Source organism: Peribacillus sp. NJ11 (assembly GCF_030348405.1).
In the GTDB taxonomy this organism is placed as follows: Bacteria; Bacillota; Bacilli; order Bacillales; family DSM-1321; genus Peribacillus.
Genome location: NZ_JAUCFO010000001.1, coordinates 936,248 through 958,370 on the forward strand (window position 1 = coordinate 936,248; position 22,123 = coordinate 958,370).

Below are 22,123 nucleotides of genomic sequence, written 5' to 3' on the forward strand. Positions count from 1 at the left end.
TAAAAGAGAATGGCTACAGAAAAGGCGATTGTGGAAAAATTTACGGAAACTATCTTTGTAGGATTGAAATAGGAATCCGATAATTTAATCAGATTAATAACACTTATATTATAAGCGTTGGGGCGTATCGATGGGATCAAATCGGGTTCGATATCAAACGATTAACATGCCGGCAAGAATTGTTGGTGGTGGAATCATTTAATCAAGTTAAAATTAATGGAGCCCTCCTTTAATTTTAATTAGATTTACTATTTAATTTAATTATCTCCTGTTTATACTATCTGAATTTTCCGGGTTTTTCATTCTTTCCACGAGAAAAATGACGATCATTTCAAAATATATTACTTAAATATGGACATCGACCTCAAAGAAATCCTCTTAAATGATGTCGTTAAATATTAGCGTTCATTTAATACCTGTATTATCTTTGATTAAAATTTATTTTATTGTTAGGAAAATAACATACATCAAAAACAACAAAATAATATATCTATCAAAGAATTTAGCTTCTTCACTTTGAAAATGATTATTTTTTCTTACTTTTATAAATAAGAAAGTTAATATAGATAGAAAAAGCATTAAACCAGTTATGGTAGTAATTGGAGATACCATTACCTTAAAATAAGTTTCAGTAACCTTTTCCGGGAAATGCATGATGATCCTCATTATTTCATTCACTACAAAGTGAAAAAAGATAGCCGGAACAATACTTCCAGTATAGATGGTTAATAGTGCAAAAGAGATACCCATTACAAATGCAAAAACCAAGTTTCCCACCGTCATATGATAAATGCTAAAAATAAGAGCACTTAAAATTATGGCCGACTTTATGTTCATTCTCTGATATTCTTTTAATAATATACCCCTAAAAAGAATTTCTTCACTAATCGCCACTGAAAAGCCAATCATAATAATGCTGTAAAAACTTATGCCTTTACTACTCTCCATAAGTGTACCAACAATTTTTTCAGCAGTAAGCCATTCGCCAGTTAGTAGATAATATTGGGTCCTACCAAAAAACATAGTTATCATGTGAACTATAATACCCATTAAAATACCAAGAAGAATATATTTTATATGTACCTTTTTAAGCTGAATGCTAGATAAAGTTATTTTTTTCTTTTTTAAGAAAAGAAAAAGCACATAGATAATAACCAGTTTACTTAAAAAGAAAAATAATTGTTTGTTTATTTGCAAAGAAAGTTCTTGTAATATAAGTTGTGCAAAAGGAAAAATAATCATAATTAGTATTGTTATATATAATATAAAGCGATGAGTTTGCTTAATATTAGTATCCATTCTTACCCCTTTGTTATACATTAATTTCAAATTCTAAAAAAACCCTTTTTAGAATAAGGGTTTCATTTGCACTTTTATTAACTTATTTTATTGCTACTTTTTTATATTTAATGAAGGTTGCATTTCTTTGTTCTGATTTTATCAAATTACCAGTTGGGTTATATGTTTTTAGAGTTCCAGTCACTTTCCATGTTTCTTTGTATTGGTTCCATTTTTTCGATGCCGAATATACCTTCTCTCCACCACCAGACATAACTATTATACCAGCTATTTCCACCTTAAAGGTAAGGTTAAGACTCCATGTTGTAGTATCAGTCACTTTTTTGTGAAAGACACTTGATTGTCGTTTATCTGTGGCTGTTTTCCAAGTATATCGATTACAAGTAGCACACACTGGAGATATACCAATTCTATCATTAGTCATTTCTCCTGTTTTTTCATCTACAAGTATAGGTATTTCTTGACCTAAAAGTACATCAGTGCCTGATAGAGTTGTATATTCTGTAGGAAACTCACCTGATTGCCTTTCCTCTTTTAAATCAACTTCTTTGGTTGGAGAACTTGCAAAGGTTGATGTTGGATTAAATCCAAACAAAAATACAGGAATTATTAATATAAAAAGATATAGTACCTTCTTCATTTCTTCACCTCATCAAATATTTTCCCTTAAATACCCACTGTGAATTTTTGTGCAGAAGTGTACTAATTTAGTAATTGTTTTGGCACAAACATTAATTTTTTAAATAATTTTTAATTAATTAATCTCACGTCCTATCTTTTTTTACTAGAGCAAAATCCTTTAATAATTTCGAACAGTTACTCTTGAGTATTCTTTCAACTGTTCCTATATAATGTAAATGTTTTTCTACCACATTTTTTTGTTAGTTTTGTATTTCGCCCCCTTTAATATCTTAAAGTAGTTTAGTTTTAATACTTTTATATCTTCATTTTATCAAAAACCAAAAACACAAGGAGTTCCAAATTTGGAACTCCTTGTGTTTTTTTTGAACTTTAAACTATTTATGAATAAGCAGCAGTGCCTGCAGCGCTAACAGTAATCGCTGCTGCCGCTCCTCACAGACATAGTACTGCATTTTGAATTAAGATTGTTCAAAATGTGTGGGTATCATTTTGGAATGAATTTGTTTTTTATAAAAATGTTTGATTTAAGATTAATTGAACCCTTAATAATCCAATTTTTTCATTTCCGCCAAAAGGTTGAACAGTCCGCCTTATCCAAAATATTAAACTCGATCATTCTCTCAAGTAATGAGTAATCAACCGGACTATCCCACTTGATACGTACCAACTGCTTGGTGTGATCATAGCCAGCCTGCACGATTTCATCAGAAAAATGATCAATCCCTGCCTTTTCAGGGGCAACAGCCAAATGATGTTTGGCTACGCTAAAGCCAATAATATATGTGTCATGATCGGTAAACATAGGCTGATTCCACGCAATTTTCGGCATTAAATTTGGAAATTTCTTAGATACCCAAGCCAAAACTTCTTCCGTTCGGTCCCGATGTTGCGGGTTATCAACATTCGCTAAAAATTCTGCAAAAACTTCCATGTCATTCTCTCCTAAAATTAAGAATTATTTTTGAAGATTTAATTATTCATGCTAATACGCTATTTCATCAATTGAACCATTCGCAACCTCATCCGTATCATCATCAATATGAATTAAATCGCCATCTTCCACATCGTCTTTTCTTTCTTTCAACAATCCACCATAGGAAATCAATCGTTTGTAAGCCAGCGCCTTATCCAAATCTTTAATTTTTCTCTTAAAGATGCCGTGATTACCTACCGATGGATTTGATAGATTGCATTAAACGACTTTATTTTACACTGCACCCCGATGCCTATTCCCCGGCCTTCTTTAATCCACTTGTCAACTTTAGAGGTTCCCGTTCTTTTAGACATAAAAAAACACCCCTTTGGCTAATCATAACCAAAGGGGTGAAGCTTCGCAATTTTTTTATAAACGTCGCATTGTTCTTTCAAATCTACAAAACATACATTGCATTCATTCCAACTTACTCAACCGTTACACTTTTCGCAAGGTTACGTGGTTTATCCACGTCACATTCGCGGTGCAAGGCAGCGTAGTAAGCAATGAGCTGCAGCGGGATAACAGAGATAAGGGGTGTTAATAGTTCATTCACTTCCGGGATGACGAAACGGTCATCCTCTTCTTCCAGACCCTTCATGGAAATGATGCAAGGGTTGGCGCCGCGGGCAACCACTTCTTTGACATTTCCACGGATGCTTAGGTTGACGCCTGCTTGAGTGGCAAGGGCTATGACAGGTGTACCTTCTTCAATCAAGGCGATCGTTCCGTGTTTAAGCTCTCCTCCAGCAAAGCCTTCTGCCTGGATGTATGATATCTCCTTCAGCTTAAGGGCACCTTCAAGAACAACATAGTAGTCAAGGGAACGGCCAATGAAGAAGCAGTTTCTTGTAACGGACAAATATTCACGGGCAATGGCTTCCATCTCTTCTTTCGAATCACAGAGGGCTTCCATTGCTGTCGCAACGATTCCAAGCTCTTTTACAAGGTCGAAATCATACTCCATTTTACGGAATTGGCCAGTTACATTTGCTAATATGGACAGGACTGCCACTTGAGCTGTGTAAGCCTTTGTAGAGGCCACGGCTATTTCAGGTCCAGCATGCAGCAAGAGCGTATAATCCGCTTCACGTGACAATGTAGAGCCCGGTACGTTGGTGATGGTCAGGGCTTTATGACCAAGCGCTTTGATGGACACTAATACGGCACGGCTATCTGCAGTTTCACCACTTTGTGAAATGAAGATGAATAACGGTTTTTTCGATAATAACGGCATATTGTAAGTGAATTCCGATGCCACATGGACCTCAACCGGAATTTCAGTCATTTTTTCGATGAACTGCTTACCAATCAATCCTGCATGATAGCTGGTTCCGCAAGCGATGATATAAATTCGGTCAGCCTCACTTACCGCTTCAGTAATGCTATAATCGATTGCCAGTTTACCTTCTTCATTTTGGTATGCTTGAATGATTTTACGAATGACAGCTGGCTGCTCGTCGACTTCTTTAAGCATATAGTGAGGATACGTACCTTTTTCAATATCACTTGCATCCAGTTCAGCAGTATATGGAGCTCGCATAACTTCTTCGTTGGAAAGGTTCTTGATCGTTACCTTTTCACTTGTCACGATAACCATTTCTTTATCCATCAGTTCAAGGAATTGATCTGTGACTTGCAACATGGCCATTGCATCTGAAGCGATAACGTTAAAATCATTTCCCACACCGATCAGCAGCGGGCTTTTATTTTTTGCGACAAAAATGGTTTCATCATTTTCAGCATCCAAAAGGGCAATGGCATATGAGCCTTCTAATAGAGTGAGTGTTTGACGGAACGCCTCTTCCACTTCCATACCATCGTTTACGAACTTCTCAATGAGTTGAACGATGACTTCCGTATCCGTTTCGCTTTTAAAGGCAACATCCTTCAAATATTCACGTTTTAGAATCGCATAGTTTTCAATGACCCCATTATGAACTAAAGTCAAGCGACCTGAATTACTTTGGTGAGGATGAGCATTCTCACGGCTTGGCACACCATGGGTGGCCCAGCGTGTATGTCCTATTCCAGTATATGCAATAGTGTTATCATCCACGGCTCCGCGTAAGTCCGCGATTCGTCCCTTTTCCTTAAAGATTGTCACGCCTGCATCATTTTTCACAGCAATCCCTGAAGAGTCATATCCGCGGTATTCAAGTTTTTCAAGACCCTTTAATAAAATTTCCTTTGCATCATTAAGTCCAATATATCCAACAATTCCACACATAATTTCTGTTCCTCCAACCGATTCGAGGGAACAGGAATGCACGGGGGCATCCCTGCCCCCTCATCTCTAATATATTTTTATAAAGGAAATGCCCTAAAGCACTTTTTCCCATTGTGCATTTCCGATCCTTTGTGCAGTAAGTTGCCCTACTGTTTTAAGATTGGAATTACTGCGGCTGTGCACTTCAGCCGGGAGGTATCCGCCGATCATTCGATAAACCTCCTCCTCGTCAACTAAGCCTTTCTCGACCAGACTTAGTTCAGGCGCTTTTGTAAATCTGTTTCTCCTTGCCTACCCTCCTTTTTAAAAACAACCATTTTAGAGAAAATGAGTTGTAAATCAGGATAATCATACCTTAAACAAGGGACATGGGTCAATTCTTTATTACCAAGACCTACGAAAAAGAACTTCTTTATAAAAATATGCATAAAAGGAAATTTCGTTCCTTTTATGCATTGGATTGGTTATTCGTTTATTCCCATTTCCGCTCTTACCACCGAGACGATGCGATCTACATAATTAGTGCATTCTTCAGCAGTCGGTGCTTCAGCCATAACACGGACTAGCGGTTCCGTACCGGATGGTCTCACCAAAATGCGACCGTTTCCGTTCATTTCCCCTTCGACTGCCTTAATGACTTCCTGTACCTTTTCATTATCAGTTACAGCATGCTTATCGGTAACTCTGACGTTGATGAGTGTCTGTGGATATTTCTTCATCTCGCCAGCGAGCTCTGATAAGGTTTTTTGGGTGTCACTCATGATGTTCACAAGCTGTAAGCCCGTCAATAAGCCATCTCCTGTGGTGTTATAGTCCAGGAAGATGATATGTCCGGATTGTTCGCCGCCAAGGTTATAGCCGCCTTTTCGCATCTCTTCCACCACATAGCGATCCCCCACTGCCGTTTGGGCGCTTTGTATACCGTGCTCTTCAAGACCTTTATAAAAACCAAGGTTGCTCATGATCGTAGAAACCACTGTTCCCTGTTTCAAACGATTATTTTCTTTCAAGTATTTCGCACATATATACATGATTTGGTCGCCGTCCACTATATTTCCTTTTTCATCTATGGCAATGACGCGGTCTCCGTCACCATCGAAAGCAAGTCCAACATCCGCACCTTTTTCTTTTAAGAATTCAGCAAGTGCTTCAGGGTGGGTGGAACCTACCTTGTCATTGATGTTCAAGCCATTGGGCGATGCCCCCATTGTAGAGATGTCTGCATCAAGATCCGCAAACAAATGCATGGCCAAGGCTGATGTCGCCCCATGTGCACAATCGAGCGCAACATGAATGCCTGTAAAGTCTTCATCCACTGATTGTTTCAAGTACTGGAGATACTTTTGCCCACCTTCGAAATAATCGTTCAAATGGCCTAAATCTCCGCCAACCGGGCGTGGAAGTTCATCCTTTTCCAAATCTAACAATGTTTCAATTTCCTCTTCTTGATCATCGGATAGCTTAAAACCATCCGGTCCAAAGAATTTAATGCCATTATCCTCTACCGGATTATGCGAAGCGGAAATCATGACACCTGCTTCGGCACTTAAGGCCTTTGTTAAATAGGCAACTCCCGGTGTCGAAATTACACCCAGGCGCATCACTTCAGCCCCAATGGATAATAGACCGGCAACAAGTGCACCTTCCAGCATTTCACCTGAAATTCGTGTATCGCGCCCTATGAGCACTTTGGGTTTTTCTGTATTTCTAGTAAGAACGTAGCCACCAAATCGGCCCAGTTTAAATGCCAACTCCGGTGTTAATTCGCTATTCGCTATACCCCTTACTCCGTCTGTTCCAAAATATTTACCCATCTTTATCGCTCCTTCTTCGAATCGTTACTGAATTAAATGATGTTAAAGGAAGGTTATGTCTCTTCGGCTTTTGGAGTAATGGTGACCGAAACCGTTTCAGAATCCAGCTCCCAGTCCACTCCCTCAGGCACGTTTACCACCAGTTCTACATCATGCGTACCTTCATCTAAATTACTCACATCTACTGTAAGATTAATGTCGTCTTTAGTTATTTTCTTCAAGTCATCCGCCTCACCAAGCAAGGTGATGCTTGTTACATCGGATTCCAATTCGGCATCTTTGTCATCCTGTATGCCCACAGGAACTATTTTTATATTGCTGAATGTTTTAGACTCAATGGCAGCCGGTTCATCTTCTTCGACTACTTGCTCTTTTTCTTCTTGTTTTGGTTCAGTTTCTGGTTCTTCCTCTTCTTCAACTGGCTCTGCAGTCACTTCATCTTCATCTACATCCACTTTCTCTGTACGAATCTTGACCTTTGCCTTACCCAAGGACATTTTTTGTACATTTTCCGGTTTAGTAAGATCGAGTTCCAATTCTGTATCACCATCAATTTTCGAGATATTTACAGGAAGATTTATTTCACTTATATCCCCAAGGCTCGTTTCTGACCCAAATAAGGTGACCTCTTTTGGATCGACACTTATACTCTTGATCCTGATGCCATCCTTTGCCTTCCCAGTTTGCTTTGGTGTTATCGACACCGTTTTGGAAGGAATGCTCACTTTTAAGGAAACGGCAACTGAAGCTGGCTCGATCGTCACGTCCAACTTATTCAAGTCCCTGTCCAGGGCTTTAACGGTTGCCTTGCCGTTCACCGTTTCGTTAAGTCCCTTACTTATTTCAAGGTTTGCCTTTACATAGGAAATTTGTTCAATCGCATCTTTAGCACCCGTAATTTTGACAGTTTTCGGGCTAACTGTTGGTTGACCGGCAGTATATCCCTCTTCAAGTAAAGAGCTATTATACTCGGCTTCAACGGAGAATTCCTTCGTCACCCGTTCCTGAACGTTGACTTCCGCATATTCCGGATCGATCGTCGCCACTAACTTTTCATTCAACTCACTTATTTTAAATGTGACGGTTCTGTCCCCCATTGAGATTGCAGGATCAGAAAGGTCTACATACACTTTAAAGTCCCTTTGGTTTTTCGCATTTATCAATAGGCTTTTTGCTCCCTTTAGAGTAACATCAACCGTTTCCGGCACTCCGCTGACCACTAGATTCTCACGGTCATAGTACACTTCAACCGGTACATTTTCGATGGTCTCCGTACTGATTTCAGGGGCCGTCGATAAACCAAGGGATTTTTTATCCGACTCCATCTCAAAGTTAATGGAAATGAACAAAAGTGCTGCCAAGGCAAAAGCTACGATTCTCATAAACCAAGCGCTATTGGTGAATTTATCCATTCTTTTTCCCCCTCCAGTTAAAGATGCTTGAGGAAGTTGATTTGATGTTTTCCACTACCAGTTCACTTGTAAGCATGGCCCTAAATGATTCTTGATTCAAATCCCGGTAAAGTTCCCCGTTTTTAGTGACGGATATCCCTCCCGTTTCTTCTGAAACGACAATCGTAAGACTATCCGTAACTTCACTCATGCCTATGGCTGCCCTATGCCGTGTGCCAAGCTCCTTTGATATGAATGGACTCTCTGATAATGGCAAGTAGCAAGCTGCAGCCGCCACCTGGTTATTTTGTAAAATAACTGCGCCATCATGGAGCGGCGTATTAGGGATGAAAATATTAATGAGCAGTTCTGAAGAAATATAGGATTTTAGGGGTATTCCCGTTTCAACATAATCCCCCAGCTCCGTACCCTTCTCTATCGTAATCAAGGCCCCAATCCGCCTTTTTGCCATATAAGTGGACGCCTTTAGGATTTCTTCGACTAAACGCTCTTGCTGATTCTCTTCTGGAACGGTGCCCCTTGCAAAGAGCTTCCCGCGTCCTAATTGTTCAAGTGCCCTTCTCAGTTCAGGTTGAAAAATGACGAGAATCGCCAATACTCCCCAATTCATGACTTGTGCCATTAACCATCCGAGTGTATTGAAACCAAACAGGTTGCTTAAGCTTTTTACAATGACAATTACAAAAATTCCTTTTAGCAGCTGAATAGCCTTCGTGCCTCGAATAATAGTTAACAATTTATATATCACAAACCATACAAGGAGAATATCAATGAAATTTACTACATAGTCCCAAACAGTCAAATTGGTTAAAGACATGTTGTTTCCTCCAGTCAGTATTACTCCAAATACCAATTACAATCTTTATACGATAACCTTAATAGTATACCATTTTTTAAATGATACATCTAAAAACTAGTGTGGGAAATTTACATGGCAAGAACGAACCATGCAAAATGGTTCCCTTCCCTTAAAAAAATAAAGCTGAGCGAAGTCACCGTATATGAAAACGATGCTCTCCTCCCAGCTCTATTCCTTATTCATTTTTTTCCTCTTTAGCAGGAACCAACGAGGTTGCAGTATCCTTTACTTTATACCACATCCACTCAAAAGCTTGGTCAATAACATGGATGCTCCCAGTCACATTCCCTGCCTTAGACATATATTTATGCCCATTTATGACTGTCACATCTCCCTCTACTTCACCATCTATTTGAATGTTGCCATTTTGAACTACCACATCACCCTTGATTGTCTCACCCGCAGGCACAATCACCGTTTCACCTGCGACCACTAAGTTAGGCTGCTTTGATACTGAAAAATGTTCGTCCTGATTATAAGTGGAAAAAACAGATCCTGTCATCAATATGATGAACATCGCTGCCGCTGTCATGAAGGGATGGCTTTTGAACCAACGTTTGGCGCCCGTTGTTTTCGTTTCCTTTGGCAATTGAGCCATAACCTTTGCTGTAAAGTCATCCGGTGCCTTAATATGGGAAGTGCTTTGTACAAGAGCGACCGCCTTTTTCATTTCATGAAAGTAATTCCGGCATTCAGCACAGTTGTGCAAGTGCTCCCGTAAAACTTCTTTATGCTCCGGTTTGATGTCCTCATCTAAATAATCATGCATATATTCAATGATTTCCTCATGGCAGTTCATTTTTCTCACCTTCTTTTTATAAATGGCGTAGTTGTTTACGCAAGGCTTCCCGACCACGATGTATTCTCGTCTTAACCGTACCGACTGGCAAATCTAATATTTCACTGATTTCCTTTAAAGATAACTCTTCAATATACTTCAATACGATAACCGATCGGTATTTCTCGGGCAATTTCATTATTTCCACTTGAATGGTTTCCTGTAGTTCTAAAGATTCAACTTCTTCCTCGGGTTTCGCCATATCTGATGCTATTTGGGAATACATATTCAATCCCTCTGTCCCTGCCACCTCTGCATCTAGATAGTAATCCGGCTTTTTCTTGCGAAGGCGGTCAATACAAAGATTGGTCGCAATCCGATATAACCATGTAGAAAATTTCATTTGTATATTGAAACTACGAATATTCACGAAGGCCCTTACAAAGGCCTCTTGTGCCAAATCCTCTGCTTCTTGCCTGTTTCCGAGCATCCTGAAACATATCTGGAAAACTTTGTCCTTGTAAATTTCGACAATTTCCCCAAATGCATTATGGTCTCCCTTTAATACTTGATTAATTCTCTCTTTAATGAGTGCATCCATTTTCCGGTATTACCCCCGCTCATGCGGCTATACGATTACTACGAATCGTAAGCTAAAAGGTTTCAAAAATTTAATACATTAATTTTAACAAAGTTTTACATTTAATGTTTAAGAAAAAAAGAACAGGGCTATATAGTAAGAAATTGTAAAATTCGAGGGAGTGAATCTCTATATGACTGCTGAACAAATTTTAGACCATATTGAACAATACAGACAGAAGATGATGATTTTGGCTTCCCGTTCTTCGATGGTTGATAATGAAGTTATTGAAGTTAGCAGCAAACTGGATACTTTAATCAACGAATACCTCCATTTAACTAAAAATGGAGATCTCACACACCGACGTGCTCTTAAGTGAATATGGATATGGGATTGCAACCATCTATTTATAGATATGTTCATGTTACATACACCCTGGAAAATAAACCTACGTCTTCTAGCATATAAAAAACAGTAACCCATTACAAGCCGGTTACTGTTTCTTTTATTTTTTCAGTTATAATAACTTTTCTCCAAATAGCGAACCCATTAGAGCCACCGCAACGATTGCCGTTTTATTCCGCTCATCTAATATGGGGTTCACTTCAACGAATTCAGCTGATGTAATCAAGTTGGCTTCAGCGAGCATTTCCATGGCCAAATGACTTTCCCGGTAACTTATGCCACCAATCACCGGTGTCCCCACTCCGGGAGCATCTGCTGGGTCAACTCCATCCAAATCCAATGAAAGATGGACACCATCCGTTCTTTCCCTTAAATAATCTATGCATTCTTCCATGACCTTTGTCATTCCCATGCGATCGATCTCATGCATCGTAAATACTTTAATCCCTTTATCACGGATAAGTTCTTTTTCCCCTTCATCCAAAGACCTTGCCCCAATTATTACGATGTTTTCCGGTTTCACTTTTGGACCGGAACCATGGATATTGATTAGGTCCGGATGTCCAATTCCAATACTGACAGCTAAGGGCATTCCATGTATATTCCCCGATGGCGAGGTTTCTTCCGTATTTAAATCCCCATGTGCGTCATACCAAATCACACCTACATTTTCATAGTGCTTTGCGACTCCCGCCAGTGTTCCTATAGCTATTGAATGGTCTCCTCCCAATACAAGCGGGAAGGAACCACCTTCTATTATTTCATCAACCCTTGCAGCTAACAGGGCGTTACCCTTTGCAACAAGCGATAAGTTTTTCAGGTTGGTCCCAGGCTTATTTGCATTTTCAGGCCGTCCTACAATTATATCTCCTAAATCCTCTACTTCTATATTTAACTGTTCAAGACGCTCGAAAATATCTGCGCAGCGAATGGCACTAGGTCCCATATCCACGCCCCGCCTTGCTTGACCAAGGTCCATAGGCAATCCAATGACGGAAATTTTCTGAATAGACATATAATTCCCCCTTTCACCCATTTTATATCGTATATGCCAAGTGGTTCAACTCGACATTTCCATGTATAATGATGCAACCTTTTCATACCTAATACGCTTTTTTTATAAGACCTATGAAAAAAAACCTTTCTAGACATAGGTTAACCCAAAAATGCTTTTATACAAAAAAAAGTCTTAAACCATTTTGGCTTAAGACGTAAGTTTTGGTGTATGTAGTTGATGGTGGAGCCTAGCGGGATCGAACCGCTGACCTCCTGCGTGCAAGGCAGGCGCTCTCCCAGCTGAGCTAAGGCCCCTAAGGAATTTAAAATATATTAAGCGGAAGACGGGATTCGAACCCGCGACCCCAACCTTGGCAAGGTTGTATTCTACCACTGAACTACTTCCGCAAATGGCTGGGCTAGAAGGGATCGAACCTTCGCATGACGGAATCAAAATCCGTTGCCTTACCGCTTGGCTATAGCCCAATATATAATATGTAACAATTAATGTTCAACAAAATAAAAAGGTGATAATCATATATTTCCCCATTAATGAGAATATATAACTGATCCACAGGATTTTATTAAAATGGTGGAGGGGGGCAGATTCGAACTGCCGAACCCGAAGGAGCGGATTTACAGTCCGCCGCGTTTAGCCACTTCGCTACCCCTCCGCAATATATGGTTGTAAATGGTGCCGGCAAGAGGACTTGAACCCCCAACCTACTGATTACAAGTCAGTTGCTCTACCAGTTGAGCTACACCGGCAAGTAAAGAATAAATGGTGGAGGATGACGGGATCGAACCGCCGACCCTCTGCTTGTAAGGCAGATGCTCTCCCAGCTGAGCTAATCCTCCGGATTAATGAATTAAGAATGGTGACCCGTACGGGATTCGAACCCGTGTTACCGCCGTGAAAGGGCGGTGTCTTAACCGCTTGACCAACGGGCCGGACTATTTTGTGTACATAGATAGATTGGGAAGCTCCCAAGCGGATTCGAACCGCTGACCTCTTCCTTACCATGGAAGTGCTCTACCTACTGAGCTATGGAAGCATATGGCTCCGCAGGTAGGACTCGAACCTACGACCGTTCGGTTAACAGCCGAATGCTCTACCACTGAGCTACTGCGGAATAATATAATGTTTCCTAAAACCCATTTAAAGATATAAATGAATTGCTTGGCGGCGTCCTACTCTCACAGGGGGAAACCCCCAACTACCATCGGCGCTGAAGAGCTTAACTGCCGTGTTCGGAATGGGAACGGGTGTGACCTCTTCGCTATCGCCACCAAACAATAAAGGAACGTTGTTCCTTCAAAACTAGATAATAAGAAGGTATTTCATTTTTTATAAAGCGTTGGTTAAGTCCTCGATCTATTAGTATCAGTCAGCTCCACATGTCGCCACGCTTCCACCTCTGACCTATCAACCTGATCATCTTTCAGGGATCTTACTAGCTTGCGCCATGGGAAATCTCATCTTGAGGGGGGCTTCATGCTTAGATGCTTTCAGCACTTATCCCGTCCGCACGTAGCTACCCAGCTATGCCTTTGGCAAGACAACTGGTACACCAGCGGTGCGTCCATCCCGGTCCTCTCGTACTAAGGACAGCTCCTCTCAAATTTCCTGCGCCCGCGACGGATAGGGACCGAACTGTCTCACGACGTTCTGAACCCAGCTCGCGTACCGCTTTAATGGGCGAACAGCCCAACCCTTGGGACCGACTACAGCCCCAGGATGCGATGAGCCGACATCGAGGTGCCAAACCTCCCCGTCGATGTGGACTCTTGGGGGAGATAAGCCTGTTATCCCCGGGGTAGCTTTTATCCGTTGAGCGATGGCCCTTCCATGCGGAACCACCGGATCACTAAGCCCGACTTTCGTCCCTGCTCGACTTGTAGGTCTCGCAGTCAAGCTCCCTTGTGCCTTTACACTCTACGAATGATTTCCAACCATTCTGAGGGAACCTTTGGGCGCCTCCGTTACTCTTTAGGAGGCGACCGCCCCAGTCAAACTGCCCACCTGACACTGTCTCCCACCCCGATAAGGGGCGCGGGTTAGAATTTCAATACAGCCAGGGTAGTATCCCACCAACGCCTCCACCGAAGCTAGCGCTCCGGCTTCTCAGGCTCCTACCTATCCTGTACAAGCTGTACCAAAATTCAATATCAGGCTGCAGTAAAGCTCCACGGGGTCTTTCCGTCCTGTCGCGGGTAACCTGCATCTTCACAGGTACTATAATTTCACCGAGTCTCTCGTTGAGACAGTGCCCAGATCGTTACACCTTTCGTGCGGGTCGGAACTTACCCGACAAGGAATTTCGCTACCTTAGGACCGTTATAGTTACGGCCGCCGTTTACTGGGGCTTCGGTTCAAAGCTTCGCTTGCGCTAACCTCTCCCCTTAACCTTCCAGCACCGGGCAGGTGTCAGCCCCTATACTTCGCCTTGCGGCTTCGCAGAGACCTGTGTTTTTGCTAAACAGTCGCCTGGGCCTATTCACTGCGGCTTTTCCGGGCTATTCACCCTAAAAAGCACCCCTTCTCCCGAAGTTACGGGGTCATTTTGCCGAGTTCCTTAACGAGAGTTCTCTCGCACACCTTAGGATTCTCTCCTCGCCTACCTGTGTCGGTTTGCGGTACGGGCACCTTACATCTCACTAGAGGCTTTTCTTGGCAGCGTGGAATCAGGAACTTCGGTACTATATTTCCCTCGCCATCACAGCTCCGCCTTAATGGAAACGGGATTTGCCTCGTTTCCGGCCTAACTGCTTGGACGCGCATATCCAACAGCGCGCTTACCCTATCCTTCTGCGTCCCCCCATCGTTCAAACGATGTATAGGTGGTACAGGAATATCAACCTGTTGTCCATCGCCTACGCCTTTCGGCCTCGGCTTAGGTCCCGACTAACCCTGAGCGGACGAGCCTTCCTCAGGAAACCTTAGGCATTCGGTGGAAGGGATTCTCACCCTTCTTTCGCTACTCATACCGGCATTCTCACTTCTAAGCGCTCCACCAGTCCTTCCGGTCTGACTTCAACGCCCTTAGAACGCTCTCCTACCATCGACACCTAATGGTGTCAATCCACAGCTTCGGTGATACGTTTAGCCCCGGTACATTTTCGGCGCGGAGTCACTCGACCAGTGAGCTATTACGCACTCTTTAAATGGTGGCTGCTTCTGAGCCAACATCCTGGTTGTCTAAGCAACTCCACATCCTTTTCCACTTAACGTATACTTTGGGACCTTAGCTGGTGGTCTGGGCTGTTTCCCTTTCGACTACGGATCTTATCACTCGCAGTCTGACTCCCAAGAATAAGTATTTGGCATTCGGAGTTTGACTGAATTCGGTAACCCGTTGGGGGCCCCTAGTCCAATCAGTGCTCTACCTCCAATACTCTCATCTTGAGGCTAGCCCTAAAGCTATTTCGGAGAGAACCAGCTATCTCCAGGTTCGATTGGAATTTCTCCGCTACCCACACCTCATCCCCGCACTTTTCAACGTGCGTGGGTTCGGGCCTCCATTCAGTGTTACCTGAACTTCACCCTGGACATGGGTAGATCACCTGGTTTCGGGTCTACGACCTCATACTCATTCGCCCTATTCAGACTCGCTTTCGCTGCGGCTCCGTCTTATCAACTTAACCTCGCATGAAATCGTAACTCGCCGGTTCATTCTACAAAAGGCACGCCATTACCCATTAACGGGCTTTGACTACTTGTAGGCACACGGTTTCAGGATCTATTTCACTCCCCTTCCGGGGTGCTTTTCACCTTTCCCTCACGGTACTGGTTCACTATCGGTCACTAGGGAGTATTTAGCCTTGGGAGATGGTCCTCCCTGCTTCCGACGGGATTTCTCGTGTCCCGCCGTACTCAGGATCCACTCAGGAGGGAACGAAGTTTCAACTACAGGGTTTTTACCTTCTTTGACGGACCTTTCCAGATCACTTCATTTACCCCGTTCCTTTGTAACTCCATGTTGAGTGTCCTACAACCCCAAGAGGCAAGCCTCTTGGTTTGGGCTAATTCCGTTTCGCTCGCCGCTACTCAGGAAATCGCATTTGCTTTCTCTTCCTCCGGGTACTTAGATGTTTCAGTTCCCCGGGTCTGCCTTCAGTACCCTATGTATTCAGGTAAAGATACTGTTCCATTACGAACAGTGGGTTTCCCCATTCGGAAATCTCCGGATCAAAGCTTACTTACAGCTCCCCGAAGCATATCGGTGTTAGTCCCGTCCTTCATCGGCTCCTAGTGCCAAGGCATCCACCGTGCGCCCTTTCTAACTTAACCGTTAAAAAGATCTTACAGATGCTTTGAAAAAAATTAATTGCCTTCTATCTATTATCTAGTTTTCAAGGAACAAAGCAGAAAGAATCCATCACATCGTGATGTTTTTCTTCCCTATCTGAATGAATTACTCATTCAAAACTGAACAAAACAAAAGCGCGCTCGTAATTATCCTTAGAAAGGAGGTGATCCAGCCGCACCTTCCGATACGGCTACCTTGTTACGACTTCACCCCAATCATCTGTCCCACCTTAGGCGGCTGGCTCCATAAAGGTTACCTCACCGACTTCGGGTGTTACAAACTCTCGTGGTGTGACGGGCGGTGTGTACAAGGCCCGGGAACGTATTCACCGCGGCATGCTGATCCGCGATTACTAGCGATTCCGGCTTCATGTAGGCGAGTTGCAGCCTACAATCCGAACTGAGAATGGCTTTATGGGATTCGCTTACCTTCGCAGGTTTGCAGCCCTTTGTACCATCCATTGTAGCACGTGTGTAGCCCAGGTCATAAGGGGCATGATGATTTGACGTCATCCCCACCTTCCTCCGGTTTGTCACCGGCAGTCACCTTAGAGTGCCCAACTGAATGCTGGCAACTAAGATCAAGGGTTGCGCTCGTTGCGGGACTTAACCCAACATCTCACGACACGAGCTGACGACAACCATGCACCACCTGTCACTCTGTCCCCCGAAGGGGAAAGCCCTATCTCTAGGGTTGTCAGAGGATGTCAAGACCTGGTAAGGTTCTTCGCGTTGCTTCGAATTAAACCACATGCTCCACCGCTTGTGCGGGCCCCCGTCAATTCCTTTGAGTTTCAGCCTTGCGGCCGTACTCCCCAGGCGGAGTGCTTAATGCGTTAGCTGCAGCACTAAAGGGCGGAAACCCTCTAACACTTAGCACTCATCGTTTACGGCGTGGACTACCAGGGTATCTAATCCTGTTTGCTCCCCACGCTTTCGCGCCTCAGTGTCAGTTACAGACCAGAAAGTCGCCTTCGCCACTGGTGTTCCTCCAAATCTCTACGCATTTCACCGCTACACTTGGAATTCCACTTTCCTCTTCTGTACTCAAGTTCCCCAGTTTCCAATGACCCTCCACGGTTGAGCCGTGGGCTTTCACATCAGACTTAAGGAACCACCTGCGCGCGCTTTACGCCCAATAATTCCGGACAACGCTTGCCACCTACGTATTACCGCGGCTGCTGGCACGTAGTTAGCCGTGGCTTTCTGGTTAGGTACCGTCAAGGTACCAGCAGTTACTCTGGTACTTGTTCTTCCCTAACAACAGAACTTTACGACCCGAAGGCCTTCTTCGTTCACGCGGCGTTGCTCCGTCAGACTTTCGTCCATTGCGGAAGATTCCCTACTGCTGCCTCCCGTAGGAGTCTGGGCCGTGTCTCAGTCCCAGTGTGGCCGATCACCCTCTCAGGTCGGCTACGCATCGTCGCCTTGGTGAGCCATTACCTCACCAACTAGCTAATGCGCCGCGGGCCCATCTATAAGTGACAGCCGAAACCGTCTTTCCATCTTCTCTCATGCGAGAAAAGAACGTATCCGGTATTAGCTCCGGTTTCCCGAAGTTATCCCAGTCTTATAGGCAGGTTGCCCACGTGTTACTCACCCGTCCGCCGCTAATCTCAGGGAGCAAGCTCCCATCGATTCGCTCGACTTGCATGTATTAGGCACGCCGCCAGCGTTCGTCCTGAGCCAGGATCAAACTCTCCGAAGAAATGTTTGACTTGCTCATTTTGCTTTTTTGATAGTGTGTGCTCACTTAAAATTTAACGTTGGCGCTTTGTTTTGTTCAGTTTTCAAAGAGCAATTTTTTTCGCCATCTCTCTTAGCGACTTTAATATCTTAACATCTTATTACCACTTCGTCAATAACTTTTTTAAAAAGTTTTTTTCGCTTTTTTCAAAAGCTATTACTACGTTGCAGCAACTTTTATAATATACCAGCGTATAAATCAATAGTCAATAGATTTTTTGAATATATTTCACTTTTAATTATCATGACTGATTCCCCTTGGATAAGTTCGTTTTCACCCTCATATATATAAGGCATTCCTCCTCGGTGCTCACCCTTTTAAACAGTCTGAAAAGGATGTTATATTTCTCGTTTATTGCCCTTTTGACTAAGTGATCAATTCTGTCATCCTGTAAATCGAATAGTATTTCATCCATCTCTCTTTTTAACAGATACTCCAATTCCATCTTCTCCTTGTCATTAATCAATAAACCGAGCATGATTCACACCTCCACCAGATATCTTTCCCCATTCCCTTCAATTTTATGAATTTCCAACTGATTTTTTTTGCATAACAATAATCCTTGCGCATAAATTTGAAGACAAGAGTCTTTTGGACAAGGGGATGGATTAATGAAATTTTTCATGGTGCTTCATGCAAAGAACATCAAATTTTATTCGTTAATTTTACTTACGGCACTTTTTACCGCTTGGTTCCTTTTTGTACAAAACATTCTTCATGCCCCTGTTTTTTCTACAGAAGATGGACCAAAAGCGGTTTATAAAGGGGAAAAGAATGTCGCGATCACGTTCAATATTGGCTGGGGTGATGAGAAAGCCGCTCCGATAATAGAGACATTGAAAAGGGAAAAGGTTGAGTCTGCCACTTTTTTCCTTTCCGGCTCTTGGGCTGAGCGTCATCCGGACATAGTAGAGGAAATTGGGAAAGAAGGATATGAAATCGGTATGCTTGGTTACGATTATAAGGATTATTCCGAAATGGAAGATCAAGAAATCATCCGGGATATTTCTAAAGCTCAGGAAGCATTCAAAAAACTGAATGTAAAAAATATAGAACTTTTACGAGCGCCCACCGGTCACTTTGATAAACGCCTCTTAAAGATTAGCGAAAATTTCGGATATACAGTTGTTCATTGGAGTATCGATTCAAAGGATTGGACCAATCCAGGTGTGGATCGAATCGTTCAGAACATCACCAAGGCCCAAAAGGGTGATATCATCTTATTACATGCTTCAGACTCAGCAAAACAAACAAATAAGGCTTTGCCTGAATTAATAGGTGAACTTCGAGCAAAAAATTTAAATTTCGTTAATGTTTCAGAAATGATCTCCAATTCATCAGCCAGCAGTGAGGAAATCCGCTGACTGAAAAAACTGCGTACTATGTTCTCCATGAACTTTAGTACGCAGTTTTTATGTTGGCTTCCTTATGTATGGCCCACGTCTTACATATAGGTTAGCTGCTGCCTTTACCTAATTCGCCGGCCTTCATTTTCTTCCCCTTTGCTGGAGTTTGCATCCGTCCTCTTTTACTGGCCAATTCCTTTTGTGAACGTTCGATCAATTTGCTTAGGACCAATAATTGATATGCATTGCAGACCAGTAACGGAAACAGCATGAAGTAAAGCCAGCTTTCATCATCGGAACTTAGGACAGGTATCCACTCCAAAACCGTGACTACGACCATGAAAAACAAGGCCGGAATAAACGATTGTTTATTCGTTTGTTTCATTTTGAAATAAGCTGTAATAAGTCCTGCAGCCAATACAACCAACGCCAGGACGATGTATGAACTAATCCCCTCACCTGAACCAAAATTAAGATATCGCAGATACACCAAATCAAATACAACAAAAAGAATGAGTACAATTTGAACGGCATTCCATAAGGAAGCGCTTTTAAATATTCCCAGACCGAAACGATGTATCGTTAAATAGGCAAAAAAGCCGGCTTGGCTTATGACACTGAAAATTAATCCAACACCGAATAACCAAATAAACGTTGATAGGATGGCACTGACTTCAAAAGAAGAAAAATAAGGCTTAAACTCACTCCATCGAGCTAAGAACCCTACAACTCCGCCCGTTACACCACCGATAAGCAATGTTGTTAAAAACAATTTAACTAAATTACGGCTGTTCATTGTTTTCCTCCATAAAATTTCTATTTCATTTCCTTAATTGTACCAACCAAATTTGGAAAAATCCACTTATTCCACCAAGGAATAATATCGCCGATTGGAACCATATTAACAATAAGAAGGATGAAAGGGGCCCTGCGTATGAGAGTGGGAGTTGCTTTGCTTTTCACGTCATTCTTACTCGTTTGTTCCGGTTGTGCTCAAAATGGAGCAGGCGCAGATAAAATGGAGTATGAAGAGACAAAGAAAATGGTCGTCGATATCTTGAAAACAGATGATGGAAAAAAAGCCATCCAGGATATCATTTCCGATGATAAAACGAAAGCTGAACTTATTATGGACTCGGATGTCATTAAGAAATCCATTGAAGATATGATCACTTCAGATAAAGGGAAGGAATTTTGGAAAAAGACATTTAATGATCCTGAATTTGCCTCCGCTTACGCTAAAGCTTTAGAAGATGAACATAAAAAGGTATTGAAGGACTTAACTGCTGATCCTCAGTATCGTGGAATGATCATGGAAGTAATGAAAGAACCGGACATGGAAAAAGAAATGAATAAATTATTGAAAACCAAGGAAATGCGCTCCGTCTATAAAGAGCTGATCATAGAAACCATGGAGAGTCCTCTCGTTCAAGCGAAAATGCAAGAGAGATTGGATAAAGCAGCTACTAAAGCGGTAGAGAAGGAAAACAAGGATAAAAAGGAAAAGTAATGAAATAAGGCTGATTCCAATTGGAATCAGCCTTCATTTTATTGTAGCTTTTCAATGACCTTTTTAGCAATATCCTCGTATATCCTTCCAAGCCTATGGTCTGCTGCGTAAATGGAGGGAGCAAAGTCCTCTTCATTCCAATCTGGCTGTTGCAGGGGCAGTTGACCTAAAACTTCTGTACGAAGTTCTTCTGCCAGCTTCGCGCCGCCGCCTTTTCCGAATACATATTCTTTTTCACCGGTCGTTTTACTTTCGAAGAATGACATATTCTCAATGACACCAATGACTTCATGTTCTGTCTTGATGGCCATTGCACCAGCTCTTGCAGCAACGAAGGCTGCAGTCGGATGCGGTGTCGTAACAATGATTTCTTTACATGAAGGGAGCATCGTATGCACGTCCAATGCAACATCGCCTGTACCTGGTGGTAAGTCAAGGACTAAATAGTCCAATTCTCCCCATTCCACTTCATTAAAGAAACTGTTAAGCATCTTACCCAGCATCGGTCCTCTCCAGATGATAGGCGCGTTATCTTCTACAAAAAAGCCCATTGAAATAACTTGAACGCCAAACCGTTCTACAGGAATGATCTTTTCCCCACGAACAACCGGTCTTTTTGTTATCCCCATCATATCAGGTACACTGAATCCATAAATATCGGCATCAACCAGTCCGACCTTTTTACCTAAACGGGCAAGTGAAGTAGCGAAATTCACTGAAATCGTAGATTTTCCCACTCCGCCTTTACCACTGGCGATCGCGATGAATTGTGTCTTGTTATTAGGTCCAAGCAAACCATGGTCCGCTTCACCCTGCGGAATGCTTTCACGGTGCTTAGCCAACTCACCTTCAGAAAGTTCCGTGAAACGGATGCCTACAGATTCCGCTCCGTTCGTTTTCAGCAAGTCCACCACTTCTGATTGCATTTGCATTTGCTCGGCAGTCCCAGTTTTCGCAATCGCAAGTTTAACGCTTACATGATTCTTTTCAGGCTTTATTTTTATTTCTATAATTCCATTTGTCTCTTCAAGGTTTTTATGTAAAAAAGGGTCTTTAAGATCCTTCAATAAATTCAGTACTTTCTCTTCTGTTAACAAGTCGAGCACCCCTTTGAATTCGTTTTTTTTTCCCATTTTTCAGTATAACATATTACCGAAATAAAGCTTATTATCTGTCCTGTATTCGAAACCGATTATTTCCCATAGTAAAAAGGCCTTGTACTT

Annotated in this window: 17 protein-coding genes, 9 tRNA genes and 3 rRNA genes; 3 read left to right on the forward strand and 26 right to left on the reverse strand. The window is 42.4% G+C overall.

What is annotated here, in order from left to right; genetic code table 11:
• Window positions 1-438 precede the first annotated feature (438 nt).
• From QUF86_RS04465 to sigW, 10 genes are all read right to left on the reverse strand, one after another.
• Window positions 439-1,299, reverse strand: a complete 861-nt coding sequence (locus QUF86_RS04465; RefSeq protein WP_289333721.1) for a CPBP family intramembrane glutamic endopeptidase — start codon at window positions 1,297-1,299, stop codon at window positions 439-441.
• Between the two features lie 82 nt (window positions 1,300-1,381).
• Window positions 1,382-1,939 (reverse strand): hypothetical protein, encoded by a 558-nt coding sequence (locus QUF86_RS04470; RefSeq protein ID WP_289333722.1) that lies wholly within the window; start codon window positions 1,937-1,939, stop codon window positions 1,382-1,384.
• A 561-nt stretch (window positions 1,940-2,500) separates the two neighbouring features.
• A complete protein-coding gene (locus tag QUF86_RS04475) occupies window positions 2,501-2,872 on the reverse strand; it encodes an iron chaperone (protein ID WP_289333723.1) in 372 nt (123 codons plus the stop codon).
• 51 nt (window positions 2,873-2,923) lie between these two features.
• Window positions 2,924-3,073 (reverse strand): hypothetical protein, encoded by a 150-nt coding sequence (locus QUF86_RS04480; RefSeq protein ID WP_289333724.1) that lies wholly within the window; start codon window positions 3,071-3,073, stop codon window positions 2,924-2,926.
• 268 nt (window positions 3,074-3,341) lie between these two features.
• Window positions 3,342-5,144 carry a glutamine--fructose-6-phosphate transaminase (isomerizing) gene (gene glmS, locus QUF86_RS04485; protein ID WP_289318674.1) on the reverse strand — a complete coding sequence of 601 codons (1,803 nt, stop codon included), beginning with the start codon at window positions 5,142-5,144 and terminating at the stop codon, window positions 3,342-3,344.
• A gap of 464 nt (window positions 5,145-5,608) precedes the next feature.
• Window positions 5,609-6,958 (reverse strand): phosphoglucosamine mutase, encoded by a 1,350-nt coding sequence (glmM, locus tag QUF86_RS04490; protein ID WP_289318673.1) that lies wholly within the window; start codon window positions 6,956-6,958, stop codon window positions 5,609-5,611.
• A gap of 53 nt (window positions 6,959-7,011) precedes the next feature.
• Window positions 7,012-8,370 carry a CdaR family protein gene (locus tag QUF86_RS04495; protein ID WP_289333725.1) on the reverse strand — a complete coding sequence of 453 codons (1,359 nt, stop codon included), beginning with the start codon at window positions 8,368-8,370 and terminating at the stop codon, window positions 7,012-7,014.
• Window positions 8,363-9,187 carry a diadenylate cyclase CdaA gene (cdaA, locus tag QUF86_RS04500; protein WP_034304935.1) on the reverse strand — a complete coding sequence of 275 codons (825 nt, stop codon included), beginning with the start codon at window positions 9,185-9,187 and terminating at the stop codon, window positions 8,363-8,365. Before cdaA ends, QUF86_RS04495 begins: the two co-directional genes overlap by 8 nt.
• Window positions 9,188-9,404: 217 nt before the next feature.
• Window positions 9,405-10,028, reverse strand: coding sequence for an anti-sigma factor family protein (locus QUF86_RS04505; protein WP_289318671.1), 624 nt, complete (start codon window positions 10,026-10,028; stop codon window positions 9,405-9,407).
• A gap of 16 nt (window positions 10,029-10,044) precedes the next feature.
• Window positions 10,045-10,608, reverse strand: a complete 564-nt coding sequence (sigW, locus tag QUF86_RS04510; RefSeq protein WP_289318670.1) for an RNA polymerase sigma factor SigW — start codon at window positions 10,606-10,608, stop codon at window positions 10,045-10,047.
• Window positions 10,609-10,780: 172 nt separating this feature from the next.
• On the opposite strand from sigW, the gene QUF86_RS04515 reads away from it, so the two are divergent.
• Entirely contained in the window at window positions 10,781-10,966 is a 186-nt protein-coding gene (locus tag QUF86_RS04515; RefSeq protein WP_289318669.1) for an aspartyl-phosphate phosphatase Spo0E family protein, read from the forward strand.
• A 138-nt stretch (window positions 10,967-11,104) separates the two neighbouring features.
• Here the strand turns inward: QUF86_RS04515 and rocF are convergent, their stop codons facing one another.
• The 14 genes from rocF to QUF86_RS04585 form a co-directional block, all read right to left on the reverse strand.
• The gene (gene rocF / locus QUF86_RS04520) at window positions 11,105-12,007 is read right to left on the reverse strand and encodes an arginase (RefSeq protein ID WP_289318668.1); all 903 of its coding nucleotides are present in this window, start codon (window positions 12,005-12,007) and stop codon (window positions 11,105-11,107) included.
• Between the two features lie 220 nt (window positions 12,008-12,227).
• Window positions 12,228-12,303 (reverse strand) — tRNA-Ala (locus QUF86_RS04525).
• 21 nt (window positions 12,304-12,324) lie between these two features.
• Window positions 12,325-12,396: transfer RNA gene (locus QUF86_RS04530), tRNA-Gly, on the reverse strand.
• Window positions 12,397-12,399: 3 nt separating this feature from the next.
• A tRNA-Gln gene (locus QUF86_RS04535) sits at window positions 12,400-12,474 on the reverse strand.
• Window positions 12,475-12,578: 104 nt separating this feature from the next.
• A tRNA-Tyr gene (locus QUF86_RS04540) sits at window positions 12,579-12,662 on the reverse strand.
• A gap of 18 nt (window positions 12,663-12,680) precedes the next feature.
• Window positions 12,681-12,756, reverse strand: a tRNA-Thr gene (locus tag QUF86_RS04545).
• A gap of 14 nt (window positions 12,757-12,770) precedes the next feature.
• Window positions 12,771-12,846: transfer RNA gene (locus QUF86_RS04550), tRNA-Val, on the reverse strand.
• Window positions 12,847-12,864: 18 nt separating this feature from the next.
• A tRNA-Glu gene (locus QUF86_RS04555) sits at window positions 12,865-12,939 on the reverse strand.
• A 31-nt stretch (window positions 12,940-12,970) separates the two neighbouring features.
• Window positions 12,971-13,043 (reverse strand) — tRNA-Thr (locus QUF86_RS04560).
• A gap of 3 nt (window positions 13,044-13,046) precedes the next feature.
• A tRNA-Asn gene (locus QUF86_RS04565) sits at window positions 13,047-13,121 on the reverse strand.
• Between the two features lie 45 nt (window positions 13,122-13,166).
• Window positions 13,167-13,282 (reverse strand): 5S ribosomal RNA (gene rrf, locus QUF86_RS04570).
• 64 nt (window positions 13,283-13,346) lie between these two features.
• Window positions 13,347-16,279, reverse strand: a 23S ribosomal RNA gene (locus QUF86_RS04575).
• Between the two features lie 175 nt (window positions 16,280-16,454).
• Window positions 16,455-18,005, reverse strand: a 16S ribosomal RNA gene (locus tag QUF86_RS04580).
• Together the 16S, 23S and 5S rRNA genes with 9 tRNA genes alongside form the textbook arrangement of a ribosomal RNA operon.
• 280 nt (window positions 18,006-18,285) lie before the next feature.
• Window positions 18,286-18,522 carry a hypothetical protein gene (locus QUF86_RS04585; RefSeq protein ID WP_289318667.1) on the reverse strand — a complete coding sequence of 79 codons (237 nt, stop codon included), beginning with the start codon at window positions 18,520-18,522 and terminating at the stop codon, window positions 18,286-18,288.
• A 133-nt stretch (window positions 18,523-18,655) separates the two neighbouring features.
• Here QUF86_RS04585 and pdaB point away from each other — a divergent pair, with 133 nt between their 5' ends.
• On the forward strand, window positions 18,656-19,408 hold the full coding sequence (pdaB, locus tag QUF86_RS04590) for a polysaccharide deacetylase family sporulation protein PdaB (protein WP_289318666.1): 753 nt from the start codon (window positions 18,656-18,658) through the stop codon (window positions 19,406-19,408).
• Between the two features lie 91 nt (window positions 19,409-19,499).
• Here the strand turns inward: pdaB and QUF86_RS04595 are convergent, their stop codons facing one another.
• Window positions 19,500-20,186, reverse strand: a complete 687-nt coding sequence (locus tag QUF86_RS04595) for a KinB-signaling pathway activation protein (protein WP_289318665.1) — start codon at window positions 20,184-20,186, stop codon at window positions 19,500-19,502.
• Window positions 20,187-20,324: 138 nt separating this feature from the next.
• On the opposite strand from QUF86_RS04595, the gene gerD reads away from it, so the two are divergent.
• Window positions 20,325-20,900, forward strand: a complete 576-nt coding sequence (gene gerD / locus QUF86_RS04600) for a spore germination lipoprotein GerD (RefSeq protein WP_289318664.1) — start codon at window positions 20,325-20,327, stop codon at window positions 20,898-20,900.
• Between the two features lie 38 nt (window positions 20,901-20,938).
• Here the strand turns inward: gerD and QUF86_RS04605 are convergent, their stop codons facing one another.
• Entirely contained in the window at window positions 20,939-21,997 is a 1,059-nt protein-coding gene (locus QUF86_RS04605) for an Mrp/NBP35 family ATP-binding protein (protein WP_289333726.1), read from the reverse strand.
• Window positions 21,998-22,123 lie beyond the last annotated feature (126 nt).

Coding starts and splice junctions, on each gene's coding strand:
- QUF86_RS04465 (WP_289333721.1), bottom strand. CDS start 1,299: ATGGATACTAATATTAAGCAAACTCATCGCTTTATATTATATATAACA.
- QUF86_RS04470 (WP_289333722.1), bottom strand. CDS start 1,939: ATGAAGAAGGTACTATATCTTTTTATATTAATAATTCCTGTATTTTTG.
- QUF86_RS04475 (WP_289333723.1), bottom strand. CDS start 2,872: ATGGAAGTTTTTGCAGAATTTTTAGCGAATGTTGATAACCCGCAACAT.
- glmS (WP_289318674.1), bottom strand. CDS start 5,144: ATGTGTGGAATTGTTGGATATATTGGACTTAATGATGCAAAGGAAATT.
- glmM (WP_289318673.1), bottom strand. CDS start 6,958: ATGGGTAAATATTTTGGAACAGACGGAGTAAGGGGTATAGCGAATAGC.
- QUF86_RS04495 (WP_289333725.1), bottom strand. CDS start 8,370: ATGGATAAATTCACCAATAGCGCTTGGTTTATGAGAATCGTAGCTTTT.
- cdaA (WP_034304935.1), bottom strand. CDS start 9,187: ATGTCTTTAACCAATTTGACTGTTTGGGACTATGTAGTAAATTTCATT.
- QUF86_RS04505 (WP_289318671.1), bottom strand. CDS start 10,028: ATGAACTGCCATGAGGAAATCATTGAATATATGCATGATTATTTAGAT.
- sigW (WP_289318670.1), bottom strand. CDS start 10,608: ATGGATGCACTCATTAAAGAGAGAATTAATCAAGTATTAAAGGGAGAC.
- QUF86_RS04515 (WP_289318669.1), top strand. CDS start 10,781: ATGACTGCTGAACAAATTTTAGACCATATTGAACAATACAGACAGAAG.
- rocF (WP_289318668.1), bottom strand. CDS start 12,007: ATGTCTATTCAGAAAATTTCCGTCATTGGATTGCCTATGGACCTTGGT.
- QUF86_RS04585 (WP_289318667.1), bottom strand. CDS start 18,522: ATGCTCGGTTTATTGATTAATGACAAGGAGAAGATGGAATTGGAGTAT.
- pdaB (WP_289318666.1), top strand. CDS start 18,656: ATGAAATTTTTCATGGTGCTTCATGCAAAGAACATCAAATTTTATTCG.
- QUF86_RS04595 (WP_289318665.1), bottom strand. CDS start 20,186: ATGAACAGCCGTAATTTAGTTAAATTGTTTTTAACAACATTGCTTATC.
- gerD (WP_289318664.1), top strand. CDS start 20,325: ATGAGAGTGGGAGTTGCTTTGCTTTTCACGTCATTCTTACTCGTTTGT.